This is a genomic window from Amycolatopsis balhimycina FH 1894, assembly GCF_000384295.1.
Lineage (GTDB): Bacteria > Actinomycetota > Actinomycetes > Mycobacteriales > Pseudonocardiaceae > Amycolatopsis > Amycolatopsis balhimycina.
In genome coordinates, this window is sequence record NZ_KB913037.1 from 3,542,810 (window position 1) to 3,566,745 (window position 23,936).

At 70.3% G+C, this 23,936-nt stretch carries 28 protein-coding genes; 5 read left to right on the forward strand and 23 right to left on the reverse strand.

The genetic code is table 11. The annotated features are described in order from the left end of the window. Nucleotides 1-22 precede the first annotated feature (22 nt). Both A3CE_RS0115270 and A3CE_RS0115275 read right to left on the reverse strand, forming a co-directional pair. Nucleotides 23-796: an enoyl-CoA hydratase-related protein gene (locus A3CE_RS0115270; protein WP_020640965.1), complete on the reverse strand. Its 774-nt coding sequence runs from the start codon at nt 794-796 to the stop codon at nt 23-25. Continuing rightward, on the reverse strand, nt 793-1,755 hold the full coding sequence (locus tag A3CE_RS0115275; RefSeq protein ID WP_020640966.1) for a GlxA family transcriptional regulator: 963 nt from the start codon (nt 1,753-1,755) through the stop codon (nt 793-795). The genes A3CE_RS0115270 and A3CE_RS0115275 overlap by 4 nt, the downstream gene beginning before the upstream one ends. A gap of 71 nt (nt 1,756-1,826) precedes the next feature. Here A3CE_RS0115275 and A3CE_RS0115280 point away from each other — a divergent pair, with 71 nt between their 5' ends. Further along, on the forward strand, nt 1,827-2,384 hold the full coding sequence (locus A3CE_RS0115280; RefSeq protein WP_020640967.1) for a cysteine hydrolase family protein: 558 nt from the start codon (nt 1,827-1,829) through the stop codon (nt 2,382-2,384). On the opposite strand, the gene A3CE_RS0115285 is transcribed toward A3CE_RS0115280, so the two are convergent. The 3 genes from A3CE_RS0115285 to A3CE_RS0115295 form a co-directional block, all read right to left on the reverse strand. Next, nucleotides 2,377-4,395, reverse strand: a complete 2,019-nt coding sequence (locus tag A3CE_RS0115285; protein ID WP_084641570.1) for a protein meaA — start codon at nt 4,393-4,395, stop codon at nt 2,377-2,379. The two genes, A3CE_RS0115280 and A3CE_RS0115285, sit on opposite strands and share 8 nt — an antisense overlap. 85 nt (nt 4,396-4,480) lie before the next feature. After that, complete coding sequence (locus A3CE_RS0115290; protein ID WP_020640969.1) at nt 4,481-4,996, reverse strand: hypothetical protein; 516 nt, start codon at nt 4,994-4,996, stop codon at nt 4,481-4,483. A gap of 60 nt (nt 4,997-5,056) precedes the next feature. Continuing rightward, nucleotides 5,057-5,578, reverse strand: coding sequence for a YdbT family protein (locus tag A3CE_RS0115295; protein ID WP_026468503.1), 522 nt, complete (start codon nt 5,576-5,578; stop codon nt 5,057-5,059). Nucleotides 5,579-5,718: 140 nt separating this feature from the next. On the opposite strand from A3CE_RS0115295, the gene A3CE_RS0115300 reads away from it, so the two are divergent. Then, nucleotides 5,719-6,342 (forward strand): LysE family translocator, encoded by a 624-nt coding sequence (locus A3CE_RS0115300; protein WP_026468504.1) that lies wholly within the window; start codon nt 5,719-5,721, stop codon nt 6,340-6,342. Continuing rightward, entirely contained in the window at nt 6,342-6,968 is a 627-nt protein-coding gene (locus tag A3CE_RS0115305; protein WP_020640972.1) for a LysE family translocator, read from the forward strand. Before A3CE_RS0115300 ends, A3CE_RS0115305 begins: the two co-directional genes overlap by 1 nt. On the opposite strand, the gene A3CE_RS51155 is transcribed toward A3CE_RS0115305, so the two are convergent. Genes A3CE_RS51155 through A3CE_RS0115320 form a run of 4 tightly spaced genes read right to left on the reverse strand, consistent with a single transcriptional unit; the run spans nt 6,965 to nt 9,387 of the window. Further along, on the reverse strand, nt 6,965-7,777 hold the full coding sequence (locus A3CE_RS51155) for an alpha/beta hydrolase family protein (RefSeq protein ID WP_245589530.1): 813 nt from the start codon (nt 7,775-7,777) through the stop codon (nt 6,965-6,967). The genes A3CE_RS0115305 and A3CE_RS51155 overlap by 4 nt on opposite strands. Then, nucleotides 7,726-8,154: a hypothetical protein gene (locus A3CE_RS58620; RefSeq protein ID WP_245589531.1), complete on the reverse strand. Its 429-nt coding sequence runs from the start codon at nt 8,152-8,154 to the stop codon at nt 7,726-7,728. The genes A3CE_RS51155 and A3CE_RS58620 overlap by 52 nt, the downstream gene beginning before the upstream one ends. Beyond that, nucleotides 8,151-8,969, reverse strand: a complete 819-nt coding sequence (locus A3CE_RS0115315) for an NmrA family NAD(P)-binding protein (RefSeq protein WP_020640973.1) — start codon at nt 8,967-8,969, stop codon at nt 8,151-8,153. The genes A3CE_RS58620 and A3CE_RS0115315 overlap by 4 nt, the downstream gene beginning before the upstream one ends. Continuing rightward, nucleotides 8,962-9,387 (reverse strand): nuclear transport factor 2 family protein, encoded by a 426-nt coding sequence (locus A3CE_RS0115320; protein ID WP_020640974.1) that lies wholly within the window; start codon nt 9,385-9,387, stop codon nt 8,962-8,964. The genes A3CE_RS0115315 and A3CE_RS0115320 overlap by 8 nt, the downstream gene beginning before the upstream one ends. 96 nt (nt 9,388-9,483) lie before the next feature. Here A3CE_RS0115320 and A3CE_RS0115325 point away from each other — a divergent pair, with 96 nt between their 5' ends. Beyond that, complete coding sequence (locus tag A3CE_RS0115325) at nt 9,484-10,068, forward strand: TetR/AcrR family transcriptional regulator (protein ID WP_020640975.1); 585 nt, start codon at nt 9,484-9,486, stop codon at nt 10,066-10,068. A gap of 1 nt (nt 10,069) precedes the next feature. Here A3CE_RS0115325 and murA read toward each other — a convergent pair whose 3' ends face one another. Then, the gene (gene murA / locus A3CE_RS0115330) at nt 10,070-11,344 is read right to left on the reverse strand and encodes a UDP-N-acetylglucosamine 1-carboxyvinyltransferase (RefSeq protein ID WP_020640976.1); all 1,275 of its coding nucleotides are present in this window, start codon (nt 11,342-11,344) and stop codon (nt 10,070-10,072) included. Nucleotides 11,345-11,406: 62 nt separating this feature from the next. Between murA and A3CE_RS0115335 the strand changes: the two genes are divergently transcribed. Beyond that, nucleotides 11,407-11,979: a cob(I)yrinic acid a,c-diamide adenosyltransferase gene (locus A3CE_RS0115335; RefSeq protein WP_026468505.1), complete on the forward strand. Its 573-nt coding sequence runs from the start codon at nt 11,407-11,409 to the stop codon at nt 11,977-11,979. On the opposite strand, the gene aroA is transcribed toward A3CE_RS0115335, so the two are convergent. The 13 genes from aroA to A3CE_RS0115400 all read right to left on the reverse strand — a co-directional run bounded on the left by aroA (nt 11,976) and on the right by A3CE_RS0115400 (nt 23,824). Further along, nucleotides 11,976-13,214, reverse strand: coding sequence for a 3-phosphoshikimate 1-carboxyvinyltransferase (gene aroA, locus A3CE_RS0115340; protein ID WP_020640978.1), 1,239 nt, complete (start codon nt 13,212-13,214; stop codon nt 11,976-11,978). The two genes, A3CE_RS0115335 and aroA, sit on opposite strands and share 4 nt — an antisense overlap. 103 nt (nt 13,215-13,317) lie before the next feature. Continuing rightward, nucleotides 13,318-13,752: a DUF2550 domain-containing protein gene (locus tag A3CE_RS0115345; RefSeq protein WP_020640979.1), complete on the reverse strand. Its 435-nt coding sequence runs from the start codon at nt 13,750-13,752 to the stop codon at nt 13,318-13,320. Between the two features lie 25 nt (nt 13,753-13,777). Next, on the reverse strand, nt 13,778-14,143 hold the full coding sequence (locus tag A3CE_RS0115350) for a F0F1 ATP synthase subunit epsilon (protein WP_013229521.1): 366 nt from the start codon (nt 14,141-14,143) through the stop codon (nt 13,778-13,780). A gap of 157 nt (nt 14,144-14,300) precedes the next feature. Next, nucleotides 14,301-15,728, reverse strand: coding sequence for a F0F1 ATP synthase subunit beta (gene atpD, locus A3CE_RS0115355; RefSeq protein ID WP_020640980.1), 1,428 nt, complete (start codon nt 15,726-15,728; stop codon nt 14,301-14,303). Continuing rightward, entirely contained in the window at nt 15,728-16,666 is a 939-nt protein-coding gene (locus A3CE_RS0115360) for a F0F1 ATP synthase subunit gamma (protein WP_020640981.1), read from the reverse strand. The genes atpD and A3CE_RS0115360 overlap by 1 nt, the downstream gene beginning before the upstream one ends. Nucleotides 16,667-16,677: 11 nt before the next feature. Further along, nucleotides 16,678-18,318 carry a F0F1 ATP synthase subunit alpha gene (gene atpA / locus A3CE_RS0115365; protein ID WP_020640982.1) on the reverse strand — a complete coding sequence of 547 codons (1,641 nt, stop codon included), beginning with the start codon at nt 18,316-18,318 and terminating at the stop codon, nt 16,678-16,680. Between the two features lie 57 nt (nt 18,319-18,375). Further along, nucleotides 18,376-19,200, reverse strand: a complete 825-nt coding sequence (locus A3CE_RS0115370) for a F0F1 ATP synthase subunit delta (protein ID WP_020640983.1) — start codon at nt 19,198-19,200, stop codon at nt 18,376-18,378. 6 nt (nt 19,201-19,206) lie between these two features. Further along, nucleotides 19,207-19,767, reverse strand: a complete 561-nt coding sequence (locus A3CE_RS0115375; protein ID WP_020640984.1) for a F0F1 ATP synthase subunit B — start codon at nt 19,765-19,767, stop codon at nt 19,207-19,209. A 29-nt stretch (nt 19,768-19,796) separates the two neighbouring features. Further along, a complete protein-coding gene (locus tag A3CE_RS0115380) occupies nt 19,797-20,054 on the reverse strand; it encodes an ATP synthase subunit c family protein (protein ID WP_026468506.1) in 258 nt (85 codons plus the stop codon). 55 nt (nt 20,055-20,109) lie between these two features. Then, nucleotides 20,110-20,895 (reverse strand): F0F1 ATP synthase subunit A, encoded by a 786-nt coding sequence (gene atpB, locus A3CE_RS0115385; RefSeq protein WP_026468507.1) that lies wholly within the window; start codon nt 20,893-20,895, stop codon nt 20,110-20,112. 541 nt (nt 20,896-21,436) lie between these two features. Continuing rightward, nucleotides 21,437-21,880, reverse strand: a complete 444-nt coding sequence (locus tag A3CE_RS0115390; protein ID WP_020640987.1) for a Cg1360 family ATP-synthase-associated protein — start codon at nt 21,878-21,880, stop codon at nt 21,437-21,439. Nucleotides 21,881-21,941: 61 nt separating this feature from the next. Beyond that, on the reverse strand, nt 21,942-23,099 hold the full coding sequence (locus A3CE_RS0115395) for a glycosyltransferase family 4 protein (RefSeq protein WP_020640988.1): 1,158 nt from the start codon (nt 23,097-23,099) through the stop codon (nt 21,942-21,944). A 74-nt stretch (nt 23,100-23,173) separates the two neighbouring features. Further along, nucleotides 23,174-23,824 (reverse strand): L-threonylcarbamoyladenylate synthase, encoded by a 651-nt coding sequence (locus A3CE_RS0115400; RefSeq protein ID WP_020640989.1) that lies wholly within the window; start codon nt 23,822-23,824, stop codon nt 23,174-23,176. Nucleotides 23,825-23,936 lie beyond the last annotated feature (112 nt).

Consider the following 23,936-nt stretch of genomic DNA (forward strand, 5'->3'; position numbering starts at 1 on the left):
GTGCCCTTCATGGCATCGGGGCTCAGTCTGGCCAGGAGGGCTTGCGCTTCTCCAGGAACGCCGCCCTGCCTTCGCGGGCGCCGGGCAGCTGCGACGCCGCGGCCATGACCTCCAGTGCGATCGCGTACGCGTCGTCCTCGGGCCGGTCGAGCTGGGCGTACAGCGTCACCTTGCCCATCGCCTTGCTCGCCCGGCTGCCGCGGGTCGCGCGCGCCAGCAGCTCCGCGACGGCGTCGTCCAGCTCGTCGTCGGGGACGACCCGGTTGACCAGGCCCCAGTCGAGCGCGGTGGGCGCGTCGATGACGTCGCCGGTCAGCGCCAGCTCCATCAGCCGCTTGCGGCCGATCGAGCGCGCCACCGGCACCGCGGGTGTGTGGCAGAACCAGCCGCCCTTGCCGCCCGGCAGCGCGAAGCCCGCCGACTCGGCCGCGACGGCGAGGTCGCACGACGCCACGAGCTGGCAGCCCGCCGCCGTGGCCAGGCCGTGCACCCGGGCGACGACGACCTGCGGCACCGACTGCATGGTCTTCATCAGGTCCGTGCACAGCGTCAGCAGCTCGCGCACGCCTATCAGGTCGCGCTCGGCGACGTCGTGGAAGTCGTGCCCGGCGGAGAACACCGGCCCGGCGCCGGCCAGCACGATGCCGGTCGCGTCGGACGTCCCCGCCTCGTGGAACGCCGCGAGCAGCTCGGCCAGGTGGCCCGCGGACAGCGAGTTGCGCCGCGCCGCGCGGTTCATGGTGATCGTGACGGTGTCGCCGTCGCGCTTGACCAGGATGTGCTCGTACTCGGTCATGCCTCGACGGTAACCCGCCGGAAGGTACGCCGATAGCTGTCGGGCCCGACGCCGACCTCGGCCCGCATCCGCCGCCGCAGGTTCGCCGCCGTCCCCAGCCCGGAGCGCTCCGCGACCCGCTCGACCGGCAGCGACGTCGTCTCCAGCAGCCGCTGCGCGTACCGGACGCGCTGGACGCGCAGCCAGCGGCCCGGCGTCACGCCCGTGGCCGCGGCGAACTCGCGGTGGAACGTCCGCTCGCTCATCCGCGCGTGCCCGACGAGGTCCTCGACGCCGATCCCGGAACCCAGCCGGGCCAACGCCCAGTCCATTGTGGACGACATGCCGGGCTGGGCGGCGGCCGGCGGCAGCGGGTTGTCGACGTACTGCCGCTGCCCGCCCTCGCGGGCCGGGGGCATCACCAGGCGGCGCGCGAGGGTCGCGGCGACGTCGGCGCCGTGGTCACGGCGGACCAGGTGCAGGCAGAGGTCGAGGCCGCCGACGACACCCGCCGACGTCAGGACGCCGCCGTCGTCGGTGTAGAGCACGTCGCGCTGGAGGTCCGCCCGCGGCGCGACGCGGGTCAGCGCGTCGAAGTCGCGCCAGTGCGTGGTCGCCGGGCGGCGGTCGAGCAGGCCGGCGGCGGCGAGGGTGAACGCGCCGGAGCACAGCGCGGCGACGGTCGTCCCCGCCCGGTGTGCCCGGCGCAGCGCCGCGACGGCGGCCGGTGGCACCGAAGCGAGCGGGTCGTCGCGACCCGGCGCCAGGACGAGGTCGCAGCCGTCGAGCCCGGCGAGCCCATGCGTGGCCACGATCTCACCGAACGGCGAGGTCGCGGTGCGTCCGCGGCCCCGGCTGCACAGCCGGACCGTGAACGGGCCGATCCCGCTGTCGGTCCGGTCCTGGCCCCAGACCTCGGCGATCACCGCGAGGTCGAACATCCGGGTTCCCGGCAGCAGCAGAACGCCGATCGTGCGCATGGCAGAAAAGTACCGCATCGCGCGTGTTCTGCCACTCCCCGGCGCGGGTGGATCCCGCGAGACTCGACGACATGACCGAAACAGCACTCATCCTGATCGACGTCCAGCGCGGCTTCGACGAGCCCGTCTGGGGACCGCGCGACAACCCCGGGGCCGAAGCGAACATCAAGGCGCTGCTCGACGCGTGGCAGGCGCGGCGGCTGCCGGTGGTGCTCGTGCACCACGACTCGACGAAGCCGGACTCGCCGCTGCGCCCCGGCCAGGCGGGCAACGACTTCAAGCCGGAACTCGACGGCGCGCGGCCGGATCTGGTGTTCGGCAAGAAGGTCAACTCGGCCTTCATCGGCGACGTCGACCTCGACGCCTGGCTGCGCAAGCGCGGCATCACGAGCTTCGTCCTGGCGGGCATCCAGACGAACTTCTGCTGCGAAACCACCGCCCGGATGGGCGGGAACCTCGGCTACGACGTCACTTTCGCGCTCGACGCGACGTTCACGTTCGACCTCGAAGGTCCCGACGGCAGCGTGCTCACCGCCGACGAGCTGAGCCGCGCGACGGCGACCAACCTGCACGGCGGCGGCTTCGCGACCGTCAAGTCCACAAAGGACATCCTGGCCGGGCTCAGCTGAGGCCGTGGCGCTCCCGGATGAGCGAGACGATGCCGTCCATGATCCCGGTGAGCTCGTAGTCCTTGGGCGTGAACACGCGGGCGATGCCGCGCTCGGTGAGGAGCGCGGCATCGTCCGGCGGGATGATGCCGCCGACGATCACCGGCACGTCGCCCGCGCCCGCGGCGCGCAGGCCGTCGACGACGTGCGGGACGACCTCCAGGTGCGAGCCGGAGAGCACGGACAGCCCGACGACGTGCACGCCCTCCTGCACGGCGGCTGCGACGATCTGCTCGGGCGTGAGCCGGATGCCCTGGTAGACGACCTCGAAGCCGACGTCGCGAGCCCGGACGGCGACCTGCTCGGCGCCGTTGGAGTGGCCGTCGAGCCCCGGCTTGCCGACGAGGATCCGGAGCCGCTCGCCCAGCTCGGCTCCGGTCTCCCGGACCCGCGCGCGCACCCGCTCCAGCTCCGGGTCGCCCACGCCGGCGACGGCGGACGCGGAAACGCCGGTGGGCGCCCGGTATTCGCCGAACACCTCGCGCAGCGCGCCGGACCATTCGCCAGTGGTCACGCCGGCCCGCGCACAGTCCACAGTGGCCTCGAAGAGGTTTTCCGTGGTCTGCGCGCGTTCCTTCAGCGTGGCCAGGGACCGCTCGACGGCGTCGTTGTCACGCTGGGTGCGCCACTCCTCGATCGCGGTGACGGCGGCCTTCTCGACGGCGGGGTCGATCGTTTCGATCGCCTTCGCGCCCTCGGCCTGCAGCGGCGACGGCTCGGTCGTCGCGAACTTGTTGACCCCGACCAGCACCCGCTCGCCGTTCTCCATGCCCCGGCGGTACTCGGCCAGGGAGGTGACCAGCTGCGACTTCATGTAGCCGCTCTCGACCGCGGCGACCGCGCCGCCGAGGCCCTGCACGCGGGCGATCTCCTCGCGCGCGCCGGCCATGATCTCGTCGACCTTGGCCTGGATGACGTGCGAGCCGTCGAAGATGTCCTCGTACTCCAGCAGGTCGGTCTCGAACGCGAGGACCTGCTGCATCCGCAGCGCCCACTGCTGGTCCCACGGCCGGGGCAGGCCGAGGGCCTCATTCCACGCGGGCAGCTGGATCGCGCGGGCGCGGGCGCCGCGCGAGAGCGACACCGCGAGCATCTCCAGCACGATCCGCTGGACGTTGTTCTCCGGCTGGGCCTCGGTGAGCCCCAGCGAGTTGACCTGGACGCCGTAGCGCAGGCGGCGCGCCTTCGGATCCGTTACGCCGTAACGGTCCCGCGTGATTTCGTCCCAGAGCGCGGTGAACGCGCGCATCTTGGCCATCTCCTCGACGAACCGGACGCCGGCGTTGACGAAGAAGGAGATCCGCGCGACGACCTTGGCCATGTCGACCTCGTCGACCTGCCCGGAGTCGCGGACGGCGTCGAGCACGGCGATCGCGGTGCACAGCGCGTACGCGACCTCCTGCGTCGGCGTCGCCCCGGCTTCCTGCAGGTGGTAGCTGCAGATGTTGATCGGGTTCCACTTCGGCACGTGGTGCACGGTCCACGCGATCATGTCGGTGATCAGCCGCAGGCTCGGCCCGGGCGGGAAGATGTAGGTCCCGCGGGACAGGTACTCCTTGATGATGTCGTTCTGGGTGGTGCCGGTGAGCTTGGCGAGGACCTCGTCGACGTCCCGGCCCTCGGCTTCGGCCTGCTCACGCGCCACGGAGACGTACAGCGCGAGCAGCCACATGGCGGGCGCGTTGATCGTCATCGACGTGTTCGCCTCGGCGAGCGGGATGCCGTCGAAGAGCCGCCGCATGTCGCCGAGGTGCGACACCGGCACGCCGACCTTGCCGACCTCGCCGCGGGAGAGCTGGTGGTCCGGGTCGTAGCCGGTCTGGGTCGGCAGGTCGAAGGCCACCGAAAGGCCGGTCTGACCCTTGGCGAGGTTGCGCCGGTAGAGCTCGTTCGACGCGGCCGCGGAGGAGTGCCCCGCATAGGTGCGCATCACCCACGGGCGGTCTCGCTCGCGGTCCGTTGGGTACGGCACTGGGCACCTCCGGCGGTGGACGTTTCATCGAGTGTACCGGCCGGTAACTTAGCTGAGCAGTGCAATCGGACACGTCCGGGTGAGGTCAGGCCTGCCCGGCCTGTGCCCACGCGATCAGGTCGCGGACCCGCCCGGCCTCCGGCACGGCGACCAGGCCCGACACCAGCAGGGGAACCGACGAACGAGCAGGCATCAGACCGAACCGCGAGGAACTGCGGAAGACGATGGTTCCGCTGCCGTCCTGGCGGATCCGGGCGAACGGCGGCGGCAGCGTGCCGAGATACGCCGACGCGCGAGTCCTTCCCGAGAAGCGATCGGCCAGCACGATCCGCCGGTCGGTCACGAGGTAGGCGACGCTGCGCCGCGCCCGCACCCTGGCGGCGACCGCCCCCCAGAGGGACGCGAGACCGCCCACCCCGACGACCCAGGCGAGGAACGACAGCGGGTCGTGCCTGGCCACCGGGATCACGATGGTCGCGATCCCCCAGAGCAGACCGATCGCGAACTGGCCCCAGTCCAGCAGAGTGAGGGTGAGCCGTTGTGGCCGTCCCCACCACAGCAGCCGTTCACCGGGCAACTGCCCGTCCGCCGACAGGTCCACCGTCGCCTCCCCAGTGGTCTTTGCCGGACTTACGCCCGGCGCCCCCTGGTGGGTTGCCCCTCAGGCGGCCGAACTGTCCGGTTCCGGCGGGGCCTGGCGGCCCTTGGCCTCGTCGATGGCCTTGGCCAGCAGGTCGCGGACCCGCTTGGGCTCGCCGACGCCCATCAGCGTCACCGAACCGGACTCGCCGAACGCGATGGTGCCGGTGCGGGACGTTCCCGGCTTGAGGACCGGCGCCGACAGGCCGGCCAGCTCGCTGGAGCGTTCCTTCTGCCGGAACAGGCCCGAGCGCGCGATGATCCGGCTGTCGGTCACCGCGTAGGTCGTGCGCCCGAGCGCGAGGTAGCGGACCATCGACCGGCCGGCCGCGCCGTAGAGGCCGAGCACCAGCGCCACCACGGCCGCGGCCATCGTGAGGCCGCTCGGCTGCTTCGTGAGCAGGAACCAGAGCGCGGCGGCGGCGAGGATGAGTCCGGCAGGGGCGATCACCCCGTCCGCGGCGACGTAGAGCGGGCGCTGGACCGGTTCTCCCGCCCAGAGCACGCGCTCACCGGGCAAAAGATCGATTTCCCCTGCTGACATGGCCGAACAGTACTCCGCCGGGACGCCCGCCGCCGAGCGCCACGCGCGCCGTACGGGCTCGCGCACCCTCCGTATCGGGCCGGTCGCTGTGACCGAAATCCGCGAGACCGGGCGGCCGCCGTCGATTAGCGTGGACAGCCGTGACGTGGAGTGTGTACGGGAGCTACCTGGTCATCGTGATCCTGATCGTGCTCGCGCCGGGACCGGACACGATGGTGATGCTGAAGAACGCGCTGTCCGGCGGGTTCCGGGGCGGGCTGCTCGCGTCGCTCGGCATCTTCACCGCCAACACCGTGCAGGGCAGTGCCGCGGCGCTCGGGCTCGGCGTCCTCATCGCCCGCTCCCAGCCGGTGTTCCTCACGCTCAAGTGGGTCGGCGCGGCCTACCTCGTCTTCCTCGGCGTCCAGGCGCTGCGCGGCGCGTTCCGCGGCAACTACGCCCCCGTCGAACCGGGCCTGCGGAGCCGGGGCGGCGGTTTCCGGCGGTTCCGCGAAGGGTTCCTCTCCAACATCACCAACCCCAAGGTGATCGTGCTGTACCTGTCGGTCCTGCCGCAGTTCCTGACGGCCGAGTCGGGCTTCGGCGCTTCGCTGCTGCTCGCCTACACCGTCGCCGTGCTCGGCTTGCTGTGGCTGGTGGTACTGCTGTTGTTCGTGCACCGCGTGCGGACGTGGCTGGAGCGCCGCCGCGTGCGCCGTACCCTGGACGGCGTCACCGGCACCGCGCTGCTCGGGTTCGGCGCCGCCCTCGCCTTGGAGTCCTGATGACGTGGAGCACGTACGCCGCTTTCGCCGGGATGATGGCGTTCCTGGCCATGATGCCGGGCCCGGACACGATGGTCGTGCTCAAGAACGCCCTCACCGGCGGCGCCCGCGGCGGCGGCTGGGCGTGTGCCGGCATCTCCGTCGCGAACGTCCTGCAGGGCACGGCGGCGGCGCTCGGGCTGGGCGCGGTGATCACCCGCTCCCAGCCGGTGTTCGAGACGGTGAAGTGGCTCGGCGCGGCGTACCTGGTCTTCCTGGGTGTCCAGGCCCTGCGCGGCGCCTGGCACGGCGAATACGAGGTGCTCGACGACGTCCGCAAGGCCCGTGCCACCCCGGGACGGCGGTTCCGCGAAGGGTTCCTCTCCAACATCACCAACCCCAAGGTGATCGTGTTGTACCTGTCGGTGCTGCCGCAGTTCCTGACCCCGGGCGTGACGGACCAGGGTGACGCGCTGCTGCTGGCGTACACCGTCGCGGCCTTCGGGCTGGTGTGGCAGGTGCTGCTGCTGTTCTTCGTGCACCGCGTCCGCGGCTGGCTGCAGCGCCGCCGGGTGCGGCGGACGATGGACGGCGCCACCGGGGTGGCGCTCGTCGGTTTCGGCGCCGCGCTGGCCCTCGAGGGTTAGAGCGTCCGGTCCAGCCAGTCGTAGATCCGGCCGGCCGCGAGCCGCTGGGCACCGACGTGGCAGTGTGCGTCCGCGCCTTCCTCCGCCGTGAACGTCATCAGCGTCTTCGGTGCGTTCAGGTGCGCGTACAGCCGCCGCGGCTCGGTTTCGGTCTCGCCGCCGAAGAACAGGTCGTCCGCCGCTTCGCAGACCAGCGCCGGGCACGTGATCTTCTCCGCCACACCGCCTTCGAGCGTGTACTCCAGGTACTTCGCCACGAACTCGCGGTCGGTCGCCGCGCCCAGGACGTAACGGCCGTGGTCGCACGCCCAGCGCAGCATCGGGCTGGCCTGCCGTCCCGCGGTGAGCAGCGCGTCGAACTCCTCGTCGTGCTCCGCCCGGGCGCGCCGGACGATCTCCTCGCGGGACCACGGCAGCATCGACGTCACCGCGGCGCCCGCGTCGTAGACGCCGTCGACCGCGACGACCGCCGCCAGCCGGGGCTCGAACGCCGCCGCGCGCGGCGCCAGCATGCCGCCGAGACTGACGCCGAGCAGCGCGATCCGCGCCGGGTCGACGTCGTCGAGCCCGAGCACGAAGTCCACCGCCGGCGTGACGGTGTGCTCCCAGTCCGGGCGGAACACCAGCTTCTCCCGCCGGACCGCGCTCGGCTGGCCCGGCCCGTCGAAGGTCAGCACGTGATAACCGCGCTCGGCGCCCGCCGCCGCGCCCATGAAGTGGAGTTCCTCGGCGCTGCCGTCGAACCCGTTGTGCATGATCAGCACCGGCTTCGGTCCCGCACCCGGCGCGCGGTAGAGGTAACCACGCAAACCGTTCCCTCATAAGGGATTTCGACCGGCTCGGCGACCCCCGACCGCCGAAAGCATTCGACGCTGCGGTCGTAGGCCGCCGCGATCCGCGGGTCCGCCGGGTCGCCGTGCAGGAAGAACTCGGACGAGAAGTAGTACGTCGACGCGCGCAGCAGCAGGTCCCGCACGGTCACCGGGCCGGCGTCGGCCGCTTCCGCGTACAGGCGGTCGGCCAGGGCGCGGTAGGCGTCGTGCCAGCTGTCGTAGTCGCCGGGCGTCACCCCCGACGCCGCGGCGAGCACTTCGCCGAAGTCCGAGCCGCCGTAGGCCGCGTGGCCGAACAGGCGCAGGGTTTCGAACCAGAACTGCGGGTCGTCTTCGAACAGGAGCTGCTTCATCGGATCTCCTTTTCCACAAAGGCTTCGAAGGTGCGGGCGGGCCGCCCGGTGACCTGTTCGACGGTCGCGGTGACGCGGTCTTCGGCGCCGCGCCGGATGTCCTCGTCGAGCGCGGCGAGGACGGCGGCGAACTCCGCCGGCAGCCCGTAAGCCGTCAGCCGGGCGGTGTACTCCGCGGCCGGGACGGGACGGTGCCGTACCGTCCGGCCGAGGCGGGCGGAAACGACCGCAGCGGCTTCGGCGTAGCTGAGGGCGGCCGGGCCGGTCAGGACGTGTTCGGTGTTGTGCGGCGCCGCGTCCGTCAGAGCGCGGACGGCGACCGCCGCGATGTCACCGGCGTCGACGAAGGCGACCCGGGCGTCGCCGGTGGCCGTGACGATCTCGCCGTCTCGCACGCCCTGGGCGACCAGGTGCTCACCGGCAAAGTTCTGCATGAACCAGGACGGCTTCAGCACGGTCCACTCCGGTGCCGCGCGCACCAGCCGCTGCAGGTCGCCGAGCCCGGGGCTGTCCTCGGTGACGGCCGACGAGCTGAGCAGGACGACCCGCCGGACCCCGGCGCCGAACGCCTCCGCCAGGAACGGCTCCACCAGCGCCGCCGGTGCGGCCTCGCCGATCGGCGCGACGAGGTAGACGGCGGTGGCGCCGCGCACGGCGTCCGCGTGGGTGGCGCGATCGGTCCAGTCGAACCGGACCTGGCCTGCCTCGCCCGGCTTGCGCGTGGCGACCCGCGCCGGGATGCCCCGCTCGCGGAGGCCCGCGACGACCCGGCGGCCGGTCGTGCCGGTGCCGCCGAGGACCAGGACGTCAGCCACTGAAGGCCGCCGTCAGCTCTTCGACGCCGCCGAGGACCTCGGCCGCGGCCAGCGGGCTCCAGTAGTCGCGGTAACGCCGGATTTCGCCGCCCTCGACCGTGATCACGGCGATGTACGACAGTTCGTACGGCTTCCGTGACGCCACCACGACTCCCGCGACGGTGAACTCGACGACGACCACGGCCGGGTCGGCGGTCTCGTGCACCGTCTTGGCCGTGACCTCGCGGATGTCGAGGAGGTCCGGGTAGTCGCGGAGATACTCGCGAATCGCGTCGCGGCCGTTCAGCCGGGTGGGGTAGCCCGGACCGGCGAACGGGAACTCGAGGACGCCGTCGGCGGCCCAGAGCCCGGCGAACCCGGCCATGTCGTGCGCGAGCAACCGGCCGAGTGCGTGCTCGACGAGGTCTCGTGGCTGCATGGGAACTCCTTCGAAACGTTTGGACGAGACGGTACCGTCCCAACGTCAAGAATAGACGGGACGGTACCGTCTCGTCCACCCGCTAGACTGCGACCCATGCCACGCACCCCGACCGGCGCCGCGGTCCTCCAGCCCGAGGTCACGCAGGCCATCACCGAAGCCGTCATGTGGGAACTCGCCGAACAGGGCTACGGCCGGCTCTCGATGGAAGCGGTGGCTAAACGCGCCGGCGTCGGCAAGAGCGCGCTGTACCGGCGGTGGGCGTCGAAGGACCACATGATCGCCTCGGTGGTCACGGAGTTCAGCGTGACCCGCGCGGCGGAGGTTAACACCGGTTCACTGCGTGGCGACCTGCGCGAAACGATGCAGGCCCTGATCGACTGGCTCACGCACCCGTTGTTCTCGCGGATCCTGCCGGACCTGATCGCGGAGGACGCCCGCAACCCGGACCACGGCGACGGCTTGCGCGGGGCCATCGGCGGCCCCCGCCGCGAGGTCGGCGAGGCGATGCTGCGCCGGGCCATCGCGCGCGGCGAACTGCCCGAAGACCTCGACATGGAGATGGCGCTCGACGTCCTGGCGGCGCCGATCTACTGGCGCCTCGTCGTCCGGCAGGCCGAGGCGGAGCCGGACTACGTGGACCGGCTGGTGGTGTACGCCCTGCGCGCGCTGGGCGGCTGACTCACTTCCGCTCGGGCTCACCGGCGACGCGCTTGATGTCGGCACCCAGGCGGTTCAGGTTCTCGACGAAGTGCGGGTAGCCGCGGTCGATGTGGAAGACGTCCCAGACCTCGGTGACGCCGTCCGCGCACAGGCCCGCCAGCACCAGCCCCGCACCGGCGCGGATGTCCGACGCCCAGACCGGCGCGCTCGACAGCTGCTCGACGCCGCGGACCACCGCGTGGTGGCCGTCCGTGCGGGCGTCGCCGGACAGCCGGACCATCTCCTCGATGAAGCGGAAGCGCGCCTCGTAGACGTTCTCCGTGATCATCGACGTGCCTTCCGACACCGCCGACAGCGCCACCGCGAACGGCTGCAGGTCGGTCGCGAAGCCGGGGTACGGCAGCGTCACCCAGTCGACCGCCTTCGGGCGCTCCGGCTGGATCACGCGGAAACCCTTGTCCCCGAACGTCTCGACGTCCGCGCCGGCCTGGTGCAGCTTGTTCAGCACCAGGTCGAGGTGGTGCGGGTTGACCCCGCGCACGGTGATGTCGCCACGGGTCATCGAGGCGGCGAACGCCCAGGTCGCGCCTACGATCCGGTCGCCGATCACGCGGTGCTCGGTCGGGTGGAGCTGCTCCACGCCGTGGACGGTCAGCGTCGACGTTCCGGCGCCCTCGATCTTCGCGCCCATCTCGGTGAGCATCGTGCAGATGTCGATGATCTCGGGCTCGCGGGCGCAGTTGTCGATGACCGTGGTGCCCTCGGCCAGCACGGCCGCCATCAGGATGTTCTCGGTCGCGCCGACGCTCGGGAAGTCCAGCCAGATCTGCGCGCCGACCAGCGTCTCGGCCTTCGCGACGACGCAGCCGTGTTCGATGGTGCTCGTCGCGCCCAGCTTGCGCAGGCCGTTCTGGTGCATGTCCAGCGGGCGCGAGCCGATCGCGTCGCCGCCCGGCAGCGCGACGACGGCCTGCTTCAGCCGGCCGACCAGCGGCCCCAGCACGCAGACGGACGCGCGCAGCTTGCCCATCGCCGCCGAGTCCGCGCGGTGCGACAGCTCGGCCGGCGTGGTGATGGTGGCGGTGTCGCCCTCGATGACGACCTCGCAGCCGACGCTCCGCAGCACGTCGCCCATCAGCGGGACGTCGAGGATCTGCGGGCAGTTCGTGATGGTCGTGGTGCCCTCCGCGAGGAGGGCGGCGGCCATCAGCTTCAGCACGCTGTTCTTCGCACCGACCACGTCGACCTCGCCGACCAGCCGGGCTCCGCCATGCACGTCGAAGTGCTCGCTCATGGCCGCCAATCATGCCCTCTCGCCGGGATTCGGCCCGGGCGGGGGCCGCTATGGTGGGGTTCATGGTCGTTCGCATCAACCGCGTCTACACGAAGGTCGGCGACAACGGCACGACCGCCCTCGGAGACGGCTCGCGCGTGCCGAAGACGTCCGCGCGCCTGGGCGCCTACGCGGACGCCGACGAGACGAACTCGGTGCTGGGACTGGCGATCGCGATGGGCACCTTGCCGGACGAGGTCGCGGAAGTGCTGCGTGCGGTGCAGAACGATCTCTTCGACGTCGGCGCGGACCTCTGCCTGCCGATCTCCGACGACCCGCCGTACCCGCCGCTGCGGATCACCGAGAAGTACGTCGAGCGCCTGGAAGGCTGGTGCGACGAGTTCAACGAGCGCCTGCCGAAGCTGACGTCGTTCATCCTGCCGGGCGGGACGCCGGGAGCCGCGTTCCTGCACCAGGCGCGGACCGTGGCACGGCGGGCGGAGCGGTCGGCCTGGGCGCTGCACGAGGCGGAACCGGAGACGACGAACCCGGTGGCGGTGAAGTACCTGAACCGGCTGTCGGACCTGCTGTTCATCCTGGCGAGGCTGGCGAACCCCGACGGTGACGTGCTGTGGCAGCCGGGCGGGAAGTCCTAGATCCCCCAGCCTTCCCGCAGGGTCCCCAGCGCCTGGTGGAAGCCGGGGAACGTCTTCTTCACGCAGTCCGGGTCGTCCAGCGTGATGCCGTCGACCAGCAGGCCCGTGATGCTGAACGCCATCGCGATCCGGTGGTCGCGGCGGCACGCCACCAGCGTGCCCGTTGGCCGGCCGGGCCGGATCTCGATCCAGTCGCGGCCCGTCTCGACCTCGACGCCCATCGCGCGCAGGTTCTCCTCGCACGCGTCGAGCCGGTCGCATTCCTTGATGCGCGTGTTGTAGACGTCCTCGATGCGCACCGGACCGGAAGCGAACGGCGCGATCGCCGCCAGGGTCGGGACGGTGTCCGAGATGTCGCGCATGTTCACCGTGATCCCGCGCAGGCCGTCCGACGGACCGGCGACCGTCACCGAGTCCGGCCCCAGCTCCACGTGCGCGCCCATCTCACGCAGCACGTCGGCGAACCGCACGTCACCCTGCAGCGCCTCGGAGCCGAGCCCCGGGACGGTCACCGTGCGGCCGGTGACCGCCGCCGCGGCAAGGAAGTAGCTCGCCGTCGACGCGTCCGGCTCCACCGGGTACTCGCACGCCCGGTACGGCTGCGCCGGGACCACGAACGTCTGACCCTCGCGGCGGACGTCGACGCCGAAGCGGCGCATCATCTCCAGCGTGATCTCGACGTACGGCACCGAGACGAGGTCGGTCACCGTGATCCGCAGCCCCTCCGCGGTCAGCGGCCCGACCAGCAGCAACGCCGTCAGGAACTGCGACGACAACCCGGCATCGAGGATCAGTGAACCGCCCTTGATGCCGTTCGCGCGGACCGTCAGCGGGTGGTGGCCCGGCTCGCCCCCGAACTCGAGGTCGACGCCCAGCTCCTGCAGGGCGTCGGTCAGCGGCCCGAGCGGGCGGCGGCGCATCTGGCCGGACGCGTCGAAGCGGAACGTGCCGGTGCCGGCCGCGGCCAGCGCGGGCAGGAACCGGGCCGTCGTGGCGCCGTCGCGGCAGAAGACGTCCGCCTCGGCGACACGCGGGCCCGACGGCCTGCCCTCGATCGTCCACGCGCCCGGCTGCCGGTCGACGCGGTAACCGAGCTTGACCAGGCCCTCGGCGAAGCCCTCGGTGTCGTCCGAGTGCAGCGGACGGCCGAGCACGGTGGTCCCGTGCGCGGCGGCGGCCAGGAACAGGCCACGGGCGGTGACGGATTTGGAGCCGGGGATCTCGACGAGGGTCACGACCCGAGTCTACGGAGTGCCCGAAACCCGGAACTCACGTGATCCGGAGCGCAACTCGCGTGATTGGGCGCGTCACTCGCGTGATGGGAGGGGTATCTCGGCGTCAGGAGGCGCGCGGGAGGCGTCGCCCGGGCGGGGCGGACTCGAGCCACGAAAGGAAGCCCGTCAACGCACCCGGCCCCATGGCGATCTCGATCGCCTCCTGGGTCGCCGACTCGCAGCGCAGCACGATCGAGCCCTCGGGAACGGCGTAGGCCTCGGTCCCGGACGGGTCCCGGCGGTCGGCGATCTGCATGCTTTCGCGCTGGAAGACGCGGTCCGCGCCGGTCCGCAGACTCCAGACCCGGTACCAGACGAACTCGTCGCCCTCGTAGCGGCCCAGCCCCAGGTGCCAGCTGGACCGCGGGTTGTCCGGACGCCACCGCAGCGCGACGCTCACGCCGCCACCGCGGCGCATCCGGATCCACCGCTGGCCGTACCAGGCGGCCAGCACCGCGAGCACGATCAGGAGCCCTGCTACGACCACGATGATCTTCACGGCCCGGCTCCTGCCCGTCTCGCGCTCAGGCCGTCTGGCCCGCTGCGCGGAGCTGGGCCGAGGCCCTCGCCCGCTCGGTCTCGTCGTCCCCGGTCAGGGCCGCCTTCGCCGCTTCTACGTCGATCTCGTCCGAAAGCTCGGCGCTCTCGGCGAGGATGCTCACCCCGGTGCCGGTCACGGAGAGGAACCCGCCGTGCACGGCGGCGCAGACCGTCTCGCCGTCGGTGGTCGTCACCTTGACCACGCCGCCCTCGACGAGCTGCCCGAGCACGGGTTCGTGACCGGCCATGATGCCGATCTCACCCTCGGTGGTCTGGGCCACCACGAAAGTGGCAGTACCCGACCAGAGACGGCGCTCGACGGCCACCAGCTCCACGGACATCTCAGCCACGTAGCACTCCTTCGCTCGGGGTGTTACCACCGAGTGTAATAGGTCCGACTCAAGCCCCGCCGACGTACTTCTTCCCGCGGAGGCGGCTTGGATTCAAATAGGCGAACGGCGGGGGCTCGAGTCCATAGTGGACACTGCCCCCGCCGCCCTCATGAAGTCACTTCTTGGTGATTTCCTTGTACTTCTTCTCGAGGTCCTCGAGGCCACCGATACCCAGGAACGCCTGCTCCGGGTAGTGGTCGAAGTCACCCTTGGAGATGCGGTCGAACGACTCGATGGTCTCCGACAGCGGCACCGTCGAGCCCGGGATCTGCGTGAACGCCTCGGCGACCAGCATGTTCTGCGACAGGAACCGCTCGATGCGGCGCGCGCGCTGAACGGTCAGCTTGTCCTCTTCCGAGAGCTCGTCCATGCCGAGGATCGCGATGATGTCCTGCAGTTCCTTGTACTTCTGCAGGATCCGGATGACCTCGGAAGCCACGCGGTAGTGGTCCTCGCCGACGATGGCCGGGTCGAGGATCGTCGACGTCGACGCCAGCGGGTCCACCGCCGGGAAGATGCCCTTCTGGAACACGCCACGCGAAAGCTCGGTGGTGGCATCCAGGTGGGCGAACGTCGCGGCCGGGGCCGGGTCGGTGTAGTCGTCCGCGGGGACGTAGATCGCCTGCATCGAGGTGATCGAGCGACCCCGGGTCGAGGTGATCCGCTCCTGCAGCTGACCCATCTCGTCGGCCAGCGTCGGCTGGTAACCCACGGCCGACGGCATGCGGCCCAGCAGGGTCGACACCTCCGAGCCGGCCTGGGTGAACCGGAAGATGTTGTCGATGAACAGCAGCACGTCCTGGTTCTGGACGTCGCGGAAGTACTCCGCCATCGTCAGCGCCGACAGCGCGACGCGCATACGCGTGCCCGGCGGCTCGTCCATCTGGCCGAAGATCAGGGCGGTGTCGTTGATGACGCCGTCCTCGGACATCTCCAGGAAGAGGTCGTTGCCCTCACGGGTGCGCTCGCCGACGCCGGCGAACACCGAGGTACCACCGAAGTTCCGGGCGACACGGGTGATCATCTCCTTGATGAGCACCGTCTTGCCGACGCCGGCACCGCCGAACAGGCCGATCTTGCCACCCTGGACGTACGGGGTCAGCAGGTCGACGACCTTGAGGCCGGTCTCCAGCATCTCCGTCTTGCCCTCGAGCTGGTCGAAGGACGGCGCGCTGCGGTGGATGCCCCAGCGCTCGAGGTCGTCGCCGTAGCCGGGCTCGTCGAGGCACTCGCCGAGGGCGTTGTAGACGTGACCCTTGACCTTGTCGCCGACCGGAACGGTGATCGGGCCGCCGGTGTCGGTGACCTCGGCACCGCGGACGAGGCCGTCCTGCGGCTGCAGCGAAATGGTGCGGACGAGGTTGTCGCCCAGGTGGCTGGCGACCTCGAGGGTCACCGTCTTGCGCAGCTGCTCGAACTCGATCTCGACCTTGAGCGCGTTGAACTGCTCGGGAACGGAACCGCGCGGGAACTCGACGTCGACGACCGGACCGGTCACCGACACGATGCGCCCCTTGGCGCGCGGGGCTTCAGTACTGGTCATCAATCATCACTTCCTGCTGCGGTGAGCGCGTTCGCGCCACCGACGATTTCGGAGATCTCCTGGGTGATCTGTGCCTGGCGGGCCTGGTTCATCTCCCGCGTCAGGTTGCCGACCAGGTCGTTCGCGTTGTCCGACGCGGCCTTCATCGCCGTCCGGCGGGCGGCCAGCTCGGACGCCGCGGACTCGAGGAAGGCGGCGTAGAGCCGCGTGTTGATGTACTTCGGCAGGAGCGCGGCCAGCAGCTTGTCGGCACTCGGCTCGAACTCGTAGCTGGGGAGCAACCCGGCGGGCTTCTCCTCTTCTCCCTCGGAGTACTCGACCTCGAGCGGCGCGACGCGCTTGGCGACCGGGCGCTGCGTCAGCATCGACACGAACTCGGTGTAGACGATGTGGATCTCGTCGACACCGGTGATGCCGTCGGTGTTGCCGTGCTCGTCGTCGACGCCGGCCATGAACGACTGGACGAGGGCCTCACCGGCCGCCACCGCGCCGGCGTAGGTCGGCTGGTCGGAGAAGCCCGTCCACCCATCCTCGACCGGGCGGTTGCGGAACCGGTAGTAGTTCAGGCCCTTGTTGCCCGTGACGTAGACCTGCGGCTCCTTGCCCTCGGAACGCAGGAGGGCGAGCAGCTCTTCGGTCGCGCGCAGCACGTTGGAGTTGTAGCCACCGCACTGGCCCTTGTCACTGGTCACGACCAGGACAGCGGCCCGCTTCGGGTTCGGGCGCTCGACCAGCATCGGGTGGTCGAGGTTGGCCGCCGCACCGGCCAGCGCCGAGAGCACCTTGGTGATCTCGTCCGCGTACGGCCGGGAGGCGGCGACCTTCGCCCGCGCCTTGGTGATGCGCGCGGTGGCGATGAGCTCCATCGCCTTGGTGATCTTGCCGATCGACTTGGTCGCCTTGATGCGCGACCGGAGTTCCCGGAGTTGTGCGGCCATGAGCTATCAGCTCACTTCTTCGGAGCGGGCTTGTTGACCTTGACGGTCTCGTGCCCGACCTTGTCGGCGTCCATCGCGTCGGCGTCCGCCTCGGCCAGGGACTTGCCCTCGGAGGTGGTGAACTCCTTCTTGAACTCGTTCACCGCGGCGACCAGCTTGTCGGCCGTCTCGTCCTCGAACTTCCCGGTGTCGCGGATCGCGCCCAGGACGTCGTCGTGCTTGCGGCGGGCCGAGTCGAGGAACTCGTGGTTGAAGCGGCGGACGTCCTCGGTCGGGACCGAGTCGTAGTGGCCGTTCGTGCCCAGCCACACCGTGCAGACCTGCTCCTCGACCGGGATCGGCGAGTACTGCGGCTGCTTGAGCACCTCGTACAGCCGGGCACCGCGCTCGAGCTGCGCCTTCGACGCGTCGTCGAGGTCCGAGGCGAAGGCGGCGAACGCCTCCAGCTCGCGATACTGGGACAGGTCGATCCGGAGCGAGCCGGAGACCGACTTCATCGCCTTGACCTGCGCGGCACCACCCACGCGGGAGACCGAGATACCCACGTCGATGGCCGGGCGCTGACCGGCGTTGAACAGGTCCGACTGGAAGAAGCACTGGCCGTCGGTGATCGAGATGACGTTGGTCGGGATGTAGGCCGACACGTCGTTCGCCTTGGTCTCGATGATCGGGAGACCGGTCAGCGAGCCGGCGCCCAGCTCGTCCGACAGCTTCGCGCAGCGCTCCAGCAGGCGGGAGTGCAAGTAGAAGACGTCGCCGGGGAACGCCTCGCGGCCCGGCGGGCGACGCAGCAGCAGCGAGATCGCGCGGTACGCGTCGGCCTGCTTGGTCAGGTCGTCGAACACGATGAGGACGTGCTTGCCCTCGTACATCCAGTGCTGGCCGATGGCCGAGCCGGTGTACGGCGCGATCCACTTGAAGCCGGCGGAGTCCGAAGCCGGGGCCGCGACGATGGTGGTGTACTCCATCGCGCCCGAGTCCTCGAGGGACTTCTTGACCGCGGCGATCGTCGAGCCCTTCTGGCCGACGGCGACGTAGATGCAGCGGACCTGCTTCTTCGGGTCGCCGGTCTCCCAGTTGGCCTTCTGGTTGATGATCGTGTCCACGGCGACGGCGGTCTTGCCCGTCTTGCGGTCACCGATGATCAGCTGGCGCTGGCCGCGGCCGATCGGGGTCATCGCGTCGATGGCGGTGATGCCGGTCTGCAGCGGCTCCGACACCGGCTGGCGCTCGACCACCGAGGCGGCCTTCAGCTCCAACGCGCGGCGGTCGGTGGTCTCGATGTCGCCGAGGCCGTCGATCGCCTGGCCCAGCGGGTTGACGACGCGGCCGAGGTAGCCGTCGCCGACCGGCACCGACAGGACCTGGCCGGTGCGCTTGACCTGCTGGCCCTCTTCGATGCTTTCGAAGTCACCGAGGATCGCGGTACCGATGGAGCGCGCGTCCAGGTTCAGTGCGACGCCCAGGACGCCGCCGGGGAACTCGAGCAGCTCGTTGGCCATGGCCGAGGGGAGGCCCTCGACGTGGGCGATACCGTCACCCGCGTCGATCACGACGCCAACTTCTTCCCGGCTCACGTCCGGGGCGTAACTCGAGACGTAGTTCTCGATCGCGCTACGGATCTCATCCGAGGAGATCGTCAGCTCGGCCATGTCTTTCCCGCTCTCGCTTCGTTCTTGCCAGTATGCAAAGTCTTGTGTGACCTGGGGCTATGCCCGGGCCAGCCGCCTGCGCAGCGCCGCCAGCCGTCCCGCCGCGCTCCCGTCGATGACCTCGTCGCCGACGCGGACGACGAGCCCGCCGCCGAGACTGGGGTCGACCTCGACGTGCAGCGCGATCGACCGCCCGTAGATGTCGGTCAGCTTCGCGCCCAGCTGGGCGGCCTGCTCGTCGGTCAGGGCGCTCGCGCTGGTCACGTAGGCGACCGAGCGCTGACGGCGGTCCGCGGCCAGCTTCACCAGCGCGTCGAGCCCGACGCCGACACCGCGCCCCTTGGCCCGGCGGACGACCTGCTCGACGAGGGTCTCGGTGACCACGTCCACCTTGTCGGCGAACAGCCCGCGCACCAGGTTCCGCTTGGCATCCGCGGGACCGGCCAGGTCCGCCAGTGCGGTCTCGAGCTCCGGGTGGCGGGCCACCACGCGCGCGACCTGGAACAGCTGGGTCTCGACGGCGTCGATGTTGCCGGTCTTTTCGGCCGCGGTGAGCAGCGCGGAGTGCCCGAGCGACTCGAGTCCGTCGACCAGCTGACGAGGGCTGGACCAGCGGCTGCCCGCCACGGCGTCGAGCACCTTGAGGGCCGGTTCGGACAGCTTGCCGTCGAACAGCCGGCGCACCAGCTCGGAGCGTGACTCCGGCGTCGCCGAGGCGTCACTCACCGCCCGGCGCAGGCCGATCTCCCGGTCCAGCAGGTCGACGACGGAGAGCAGCTCGTCGCCGACGGTGGCCGAGTCCGCTCCTGCGTCGGCCAGAACCTCGCCGAGGCGTTCCTCGGCGAGGCCGAGCGCTTCACGGCTCGCAGCATGCAGCGTCATTCCGGTCTACTTCCCCGCTCCACCAGCGGCACCGGCGGTGTCCAGCTCCGCGAGGAACCGGTCGACGGTGCCACGACGGCGCGCCTCGTCTTCGAGCGACTCACCGACGATGCGGCTGGCCAGCTCCACGGCGTTGCGGCCCATGTCGGCCCGCAGCTCGGCGATGATCTGCGCCTTCTGGGCCTGCAGCTGAGCCTGGCCCTGTGCGACGATCCGCTGGGACTCGGCTTCGGCGTCCGCCCGCAGTTCCGCCTTGATCTGCTCGGCTTCGAGCCGGGCGTCGTCGCGGATCTTCGCGGCCTCGGTACGGGCCTCATGCAGCTGGGCCTTGTACTTGGCCAGCGCCTCTTCGGCCTCGGCCTGGGCCCGCTCGGCCTTCTCGATGCCTCCCTCGATCTTCTGCGCACGCTCTTCGTACGCGGCCTCGAAGCGAGGGACGACGTACTTCTTGAGGATGAACAGCAGGATCAGGAAGGCGACGATGCCGAGGATCAGCTCCGAGATGTCGGGGATGATCGGGTTGTGCGTTGTTTCCTCTGCGGCGAGGACCAGAGCACTCTTCAGCACGGCGTCTCCTTAAGCGATGAGCCGAGGACTCAGGCGGCGGAGGCGATGAAGTAGATGACGATGCCGATCAGCGCCAGGACCTCGGTCAGCACGAAGGTCGAGAAGCCGATGCCCTGCAGCTTGCCCTGAGCCTCCGGCTGACGCGCGGTGCCGTTGATGACGGCGGCGAAGATCAGACCCACACCGATGCCCGGGCCGATCGCGCCCAGGCCGTAGCCGATGGCGGCGAGGCCGGGGTTGATGTTGACAGCCTGCTCGGCGGCCTGGGCCAGAACGATGTTGCTCACGTGCATTTCCCTTCACTTCGGTCCACGCGCTCGCGTGGATCGGGGGCTTGTGTTCTCAGTGCTCCGACGCCAGCGCGGCGCCGATGTACCCGGCCGACAGCAGGGCGAAGATGTAGGCCTGCAGCACCTGGATGAAGGCCTCGAGGAAGGTCATCCCGATGGCGAAGATCCACGCCACCAGGGAAACCGGCTTCAGCGCCCAGCCCGACGTCTCGGTGAGCAGGAAGGTGCCGCCAAGAGTGAACACCGCCAGGATCAGGTGCCCGGCGAACATGGCGGCGAAAACACGGATGGCGAGCGTGAGCGGGTTGAGGAAGAACTTCTCCGCGAACTCGATCAGCGAGAAAAGCGGCAGCACCGCCTTCGGCACGCCCGGCGGCGCCAGCTCTTTCTTGAAGTACCCCTTGAAGCCATGCCGCTTGAACCCGGCGTAGTGGTACACGGGGTAGACGACGAGGACCGACAGGGCGACCGGGAAGCCGAACCGCGCCATGGTCGGGAACTGCAGGAGGGGGATGATTCCGTAGAGGTTGTTCACCAGAATGAAAGTGAACAACGCGAAAACAAGAGGCACGAACGGCTTGAAGTCTTTCGAGCCGATCTGCTCGCGCGCGATGCTGTTGCGGCTGAAGTCGTAGATCGACTCGGCGACGAACTGTCCCTTGCCGGGAACGACCTTGAGCTTGCGGGTCGCCAGCAGGAAGTACGTCGCGATGATGACCACCGAAAGCACGACGAGCAGCATCGGCTTGGTGACTCCACCGAACAACGCCGGCAACTCGAAGCTTCCGGCGCCGGGCGGCGCGAACACCGCACCCTCGGTCAATACCAGCGCACCCACTGCGCTCCTTCCGGTTCTCCCGGCCGGCGTTCACTCCGCCGGGGGAATCGTCACGATCTGGACTTAACGTACCCGATACGTATCGGGACGTCGGAGGCGGCTGCCCCACTGTGCGATGAACACGGCTTCACGTTCTGCACACGGGGTTGTCTCGCGTGAACACTGCCCTGCTGTCTACTTCGGACCAGCGGCGAGAGGCGGAACGACACGGTCGCCACACTGCTGATCGCGGTTCGTCTTAGGGAGCGTGCGGCCGAGGCCGCCACCCTTGACGCGGACCATACCAGCAGGTCAATCAGTGCCGGACAGGCGTACTCCTAACCAACCGATCAGCCCAGGACTTAGGTCCCGGGTCATCCCGGGACCGAGGTCCGGTGCGCGCCGGGACCGGGTCCGGAACGCCGCAGGCACCGGCTTCGGCCGGGTCCCGGTCACCGTCCGCAGTCCGCACGGAAGCGCACTTTTGTGGTCCCGGTCACACTCGGGCGGCCGCAGGCGGGTGCACGAAGAGTTACGGAAGCCCGCGGCGAAACGGACAGCGTCAGGACGGGATGATCGTCGGGATCTTGGTCTTGCGGAAGGCGGCGAACTCGGCCGCGGCGGCCAGCAGGATGGCCACGATCATCGTGATGCCGAGCGACATCGGGTGCAGCGCGGTGACGCCCTTCAGCAGCGTCAGCGCCCCGAAGAGCAGGACGACCTTCACGACGTACCCGCCCAGCGCGATGACCATGACGAACATCGGGTCCTGGCCGGCGCTGAACTTCATCAGGCCGAGCGTGGACAGCGACGCCAGCATGGCGAGCACCCCGCCGACGAGCGAGCCCAGGAAACCGGGCAGGCCGTTCAGGATGCTGAACAACGCGATGCACACCACCACGGCGGGCGGGGTGACCAGCAGCGAGGCCTTCGTCATCGCGCGGGCCGCCTGCAGCACCACCTCGGCGTGCGGGTTCTCCTGCTCGTGCGGTTCGGTTTCGCTCACACCTGGCTCCCTGCTCGGTTCGACACCCGAGTGTAGAGACCCCGGCGGACACCCCGGCGGACTAGGTACCGGGCTGGTTGCGCGAGCGCAGCCGCGGGACGACCGAGACGACCACCGCGAAGACCAGGCCGGCCCCGATGATCCACAGCGCCGCGGCGTCGTCGAACAGCGTCACCGACACCGCGCCGAACGCGAGGATCCCGGCCCACAAGTAGATGAGCAGCACCGCGCGGCGCTGGGAGTGGCCGATCTCCAGCAGCCGGTGGTGCAGGTGCATCTTGTCGGCCGCGAACGGGCTTTCGCCGCGGCGCGTGCGCCGGACGACCGCCATGATCAGGTCCAGCAGCGGCACGAACAGCACCGCCGCGACGACCACCAGCGGCGACAGCAGGGCGATCGCGTCCTTGCCGCTGAACTGCGGGTACGGCACGCGCCCGGACGCCGACGTCGTCGCGCCGGCGAGCATCAGGCCGATCATCATCGACCCGGAGTCGCCCATGAAGATCTTCGCCGGTTGGAAGTTGTACGGCAGGAAGCCCAGACAGGCGCCGGCGAGCGTGGCCGCGATCAGCGCGGGCGGGTAGGTGCCGACGTCGCCGCCGGAGCTGTCGAGCAGCCCGAGCGAGAACGCGCACGTCGCGGTGGCCGCGATGAAGCCGAGCCCGCCGGCCAGCCCGTCGAGGCCGTCGACGAAGTTCATCGCGTTGACCATCACGACGACCATCACGACGGTGAGCAGCGCGCCCTGGTTCTTGTCGAGCACCAGCACCGAGCCGAACGAGGCGCCGGTGCCGCCCCACGGCACCCAGAACGACACCCACTGCACGCCGAAGATGACCAGGATCCCGGCGCACATGACCTGGCCGGCCAGCTTCGTCCAGGCGTCCAGCTCGAACCGGTCGTCGAGTGCGCCGATCAGCGAGATCACCCCGGCCGCGAGCAGCACGCCGACCGAGTCGAACGAGGCGTCGAAGCCGTGCGACAGCGCGGGCAGCTGGTGGGCCAGGCCCATCGCGCCGGCGACGCCGAGGAAGATGCCGACCCCGCCCATCCGCGGGATCGGGGCCACGTGAACGTCGCGGGCGCGGGGGTTGGCGATGGCGCCGACCCGGATCGCGATCCGGCGGACGACGCCGGTGAGCAGGTAGGTCACGGCCGTCGCGGTCAGCGCGACGAGGATGTATTCCCGGATGGGGAGGAGACCGGATGTGGGCGGCACGGGTGCGTCACGCTCGCGGGGTCGGGGTCACCCGCGACACGCTATCGTGCCACGGATTCACCCGTGATCCGGCTTCAGGCCAACGATTCCGCGGGTACACCGAGCACCTCCGCGACGGAGGTCTTCGAGACCGCGCCCTCGCGCAGCACGACCGGTTCGGTGCCCGTGAGGTCCACAATGGTCGACGCGACGGCCTCGCCGCTCGACCCGCCGTCGAGGTACACCGCGACCGAGTCGCCGAGCTGTTCCTGCGCTTCCTGCGCGGTGCTGGCGGACGGGCGGCCGGAGACGTTCGCGCTCGAGACGGCCATCGGCCCGACGTCGCGCAGCAGCTCCAGTGCCACCGGGTGCAGCGGCATCCGGAGCATCACCGTGCCGCGGGCGTCGCCGAGGTTCCACTGCAGGCTCGGCGCGTGCGGCAGCACGATGGAGAGGTCGCCGGGCCAGAAGGCTTCGATGAGCGCACGCGCCTGCGGCGGCACGCCGAGCACCAGTCCGTCCACAGTGGACCAGGAGCCGACGAGCACACCGACCGGCATGTCCGGGCCGCGGTTCTTCGCGCGCAGCAGCGCCTGGACGGCACCCGCGTCGAACGCGTCGGCGCCGATGCCGTAGACGGTGTCGGTCGGGAGGACGACCAGCCTGCTCGACCGCACCGCACCCGCGGCGGCGGCCAGCCCGTCGGCCCGGGTCTCCCGCTTGCTGCAGTCGTAGACCACGCTCATGACGGCCAAGCGTAGTCCCGCCCGGGACCGGGGTCCGTTACACCCGGGGGATCACAGCTTGCCCACGAACTCCGGCCCCGGTTGAGCCGTCCCGGCGAACTTGATCGACGGA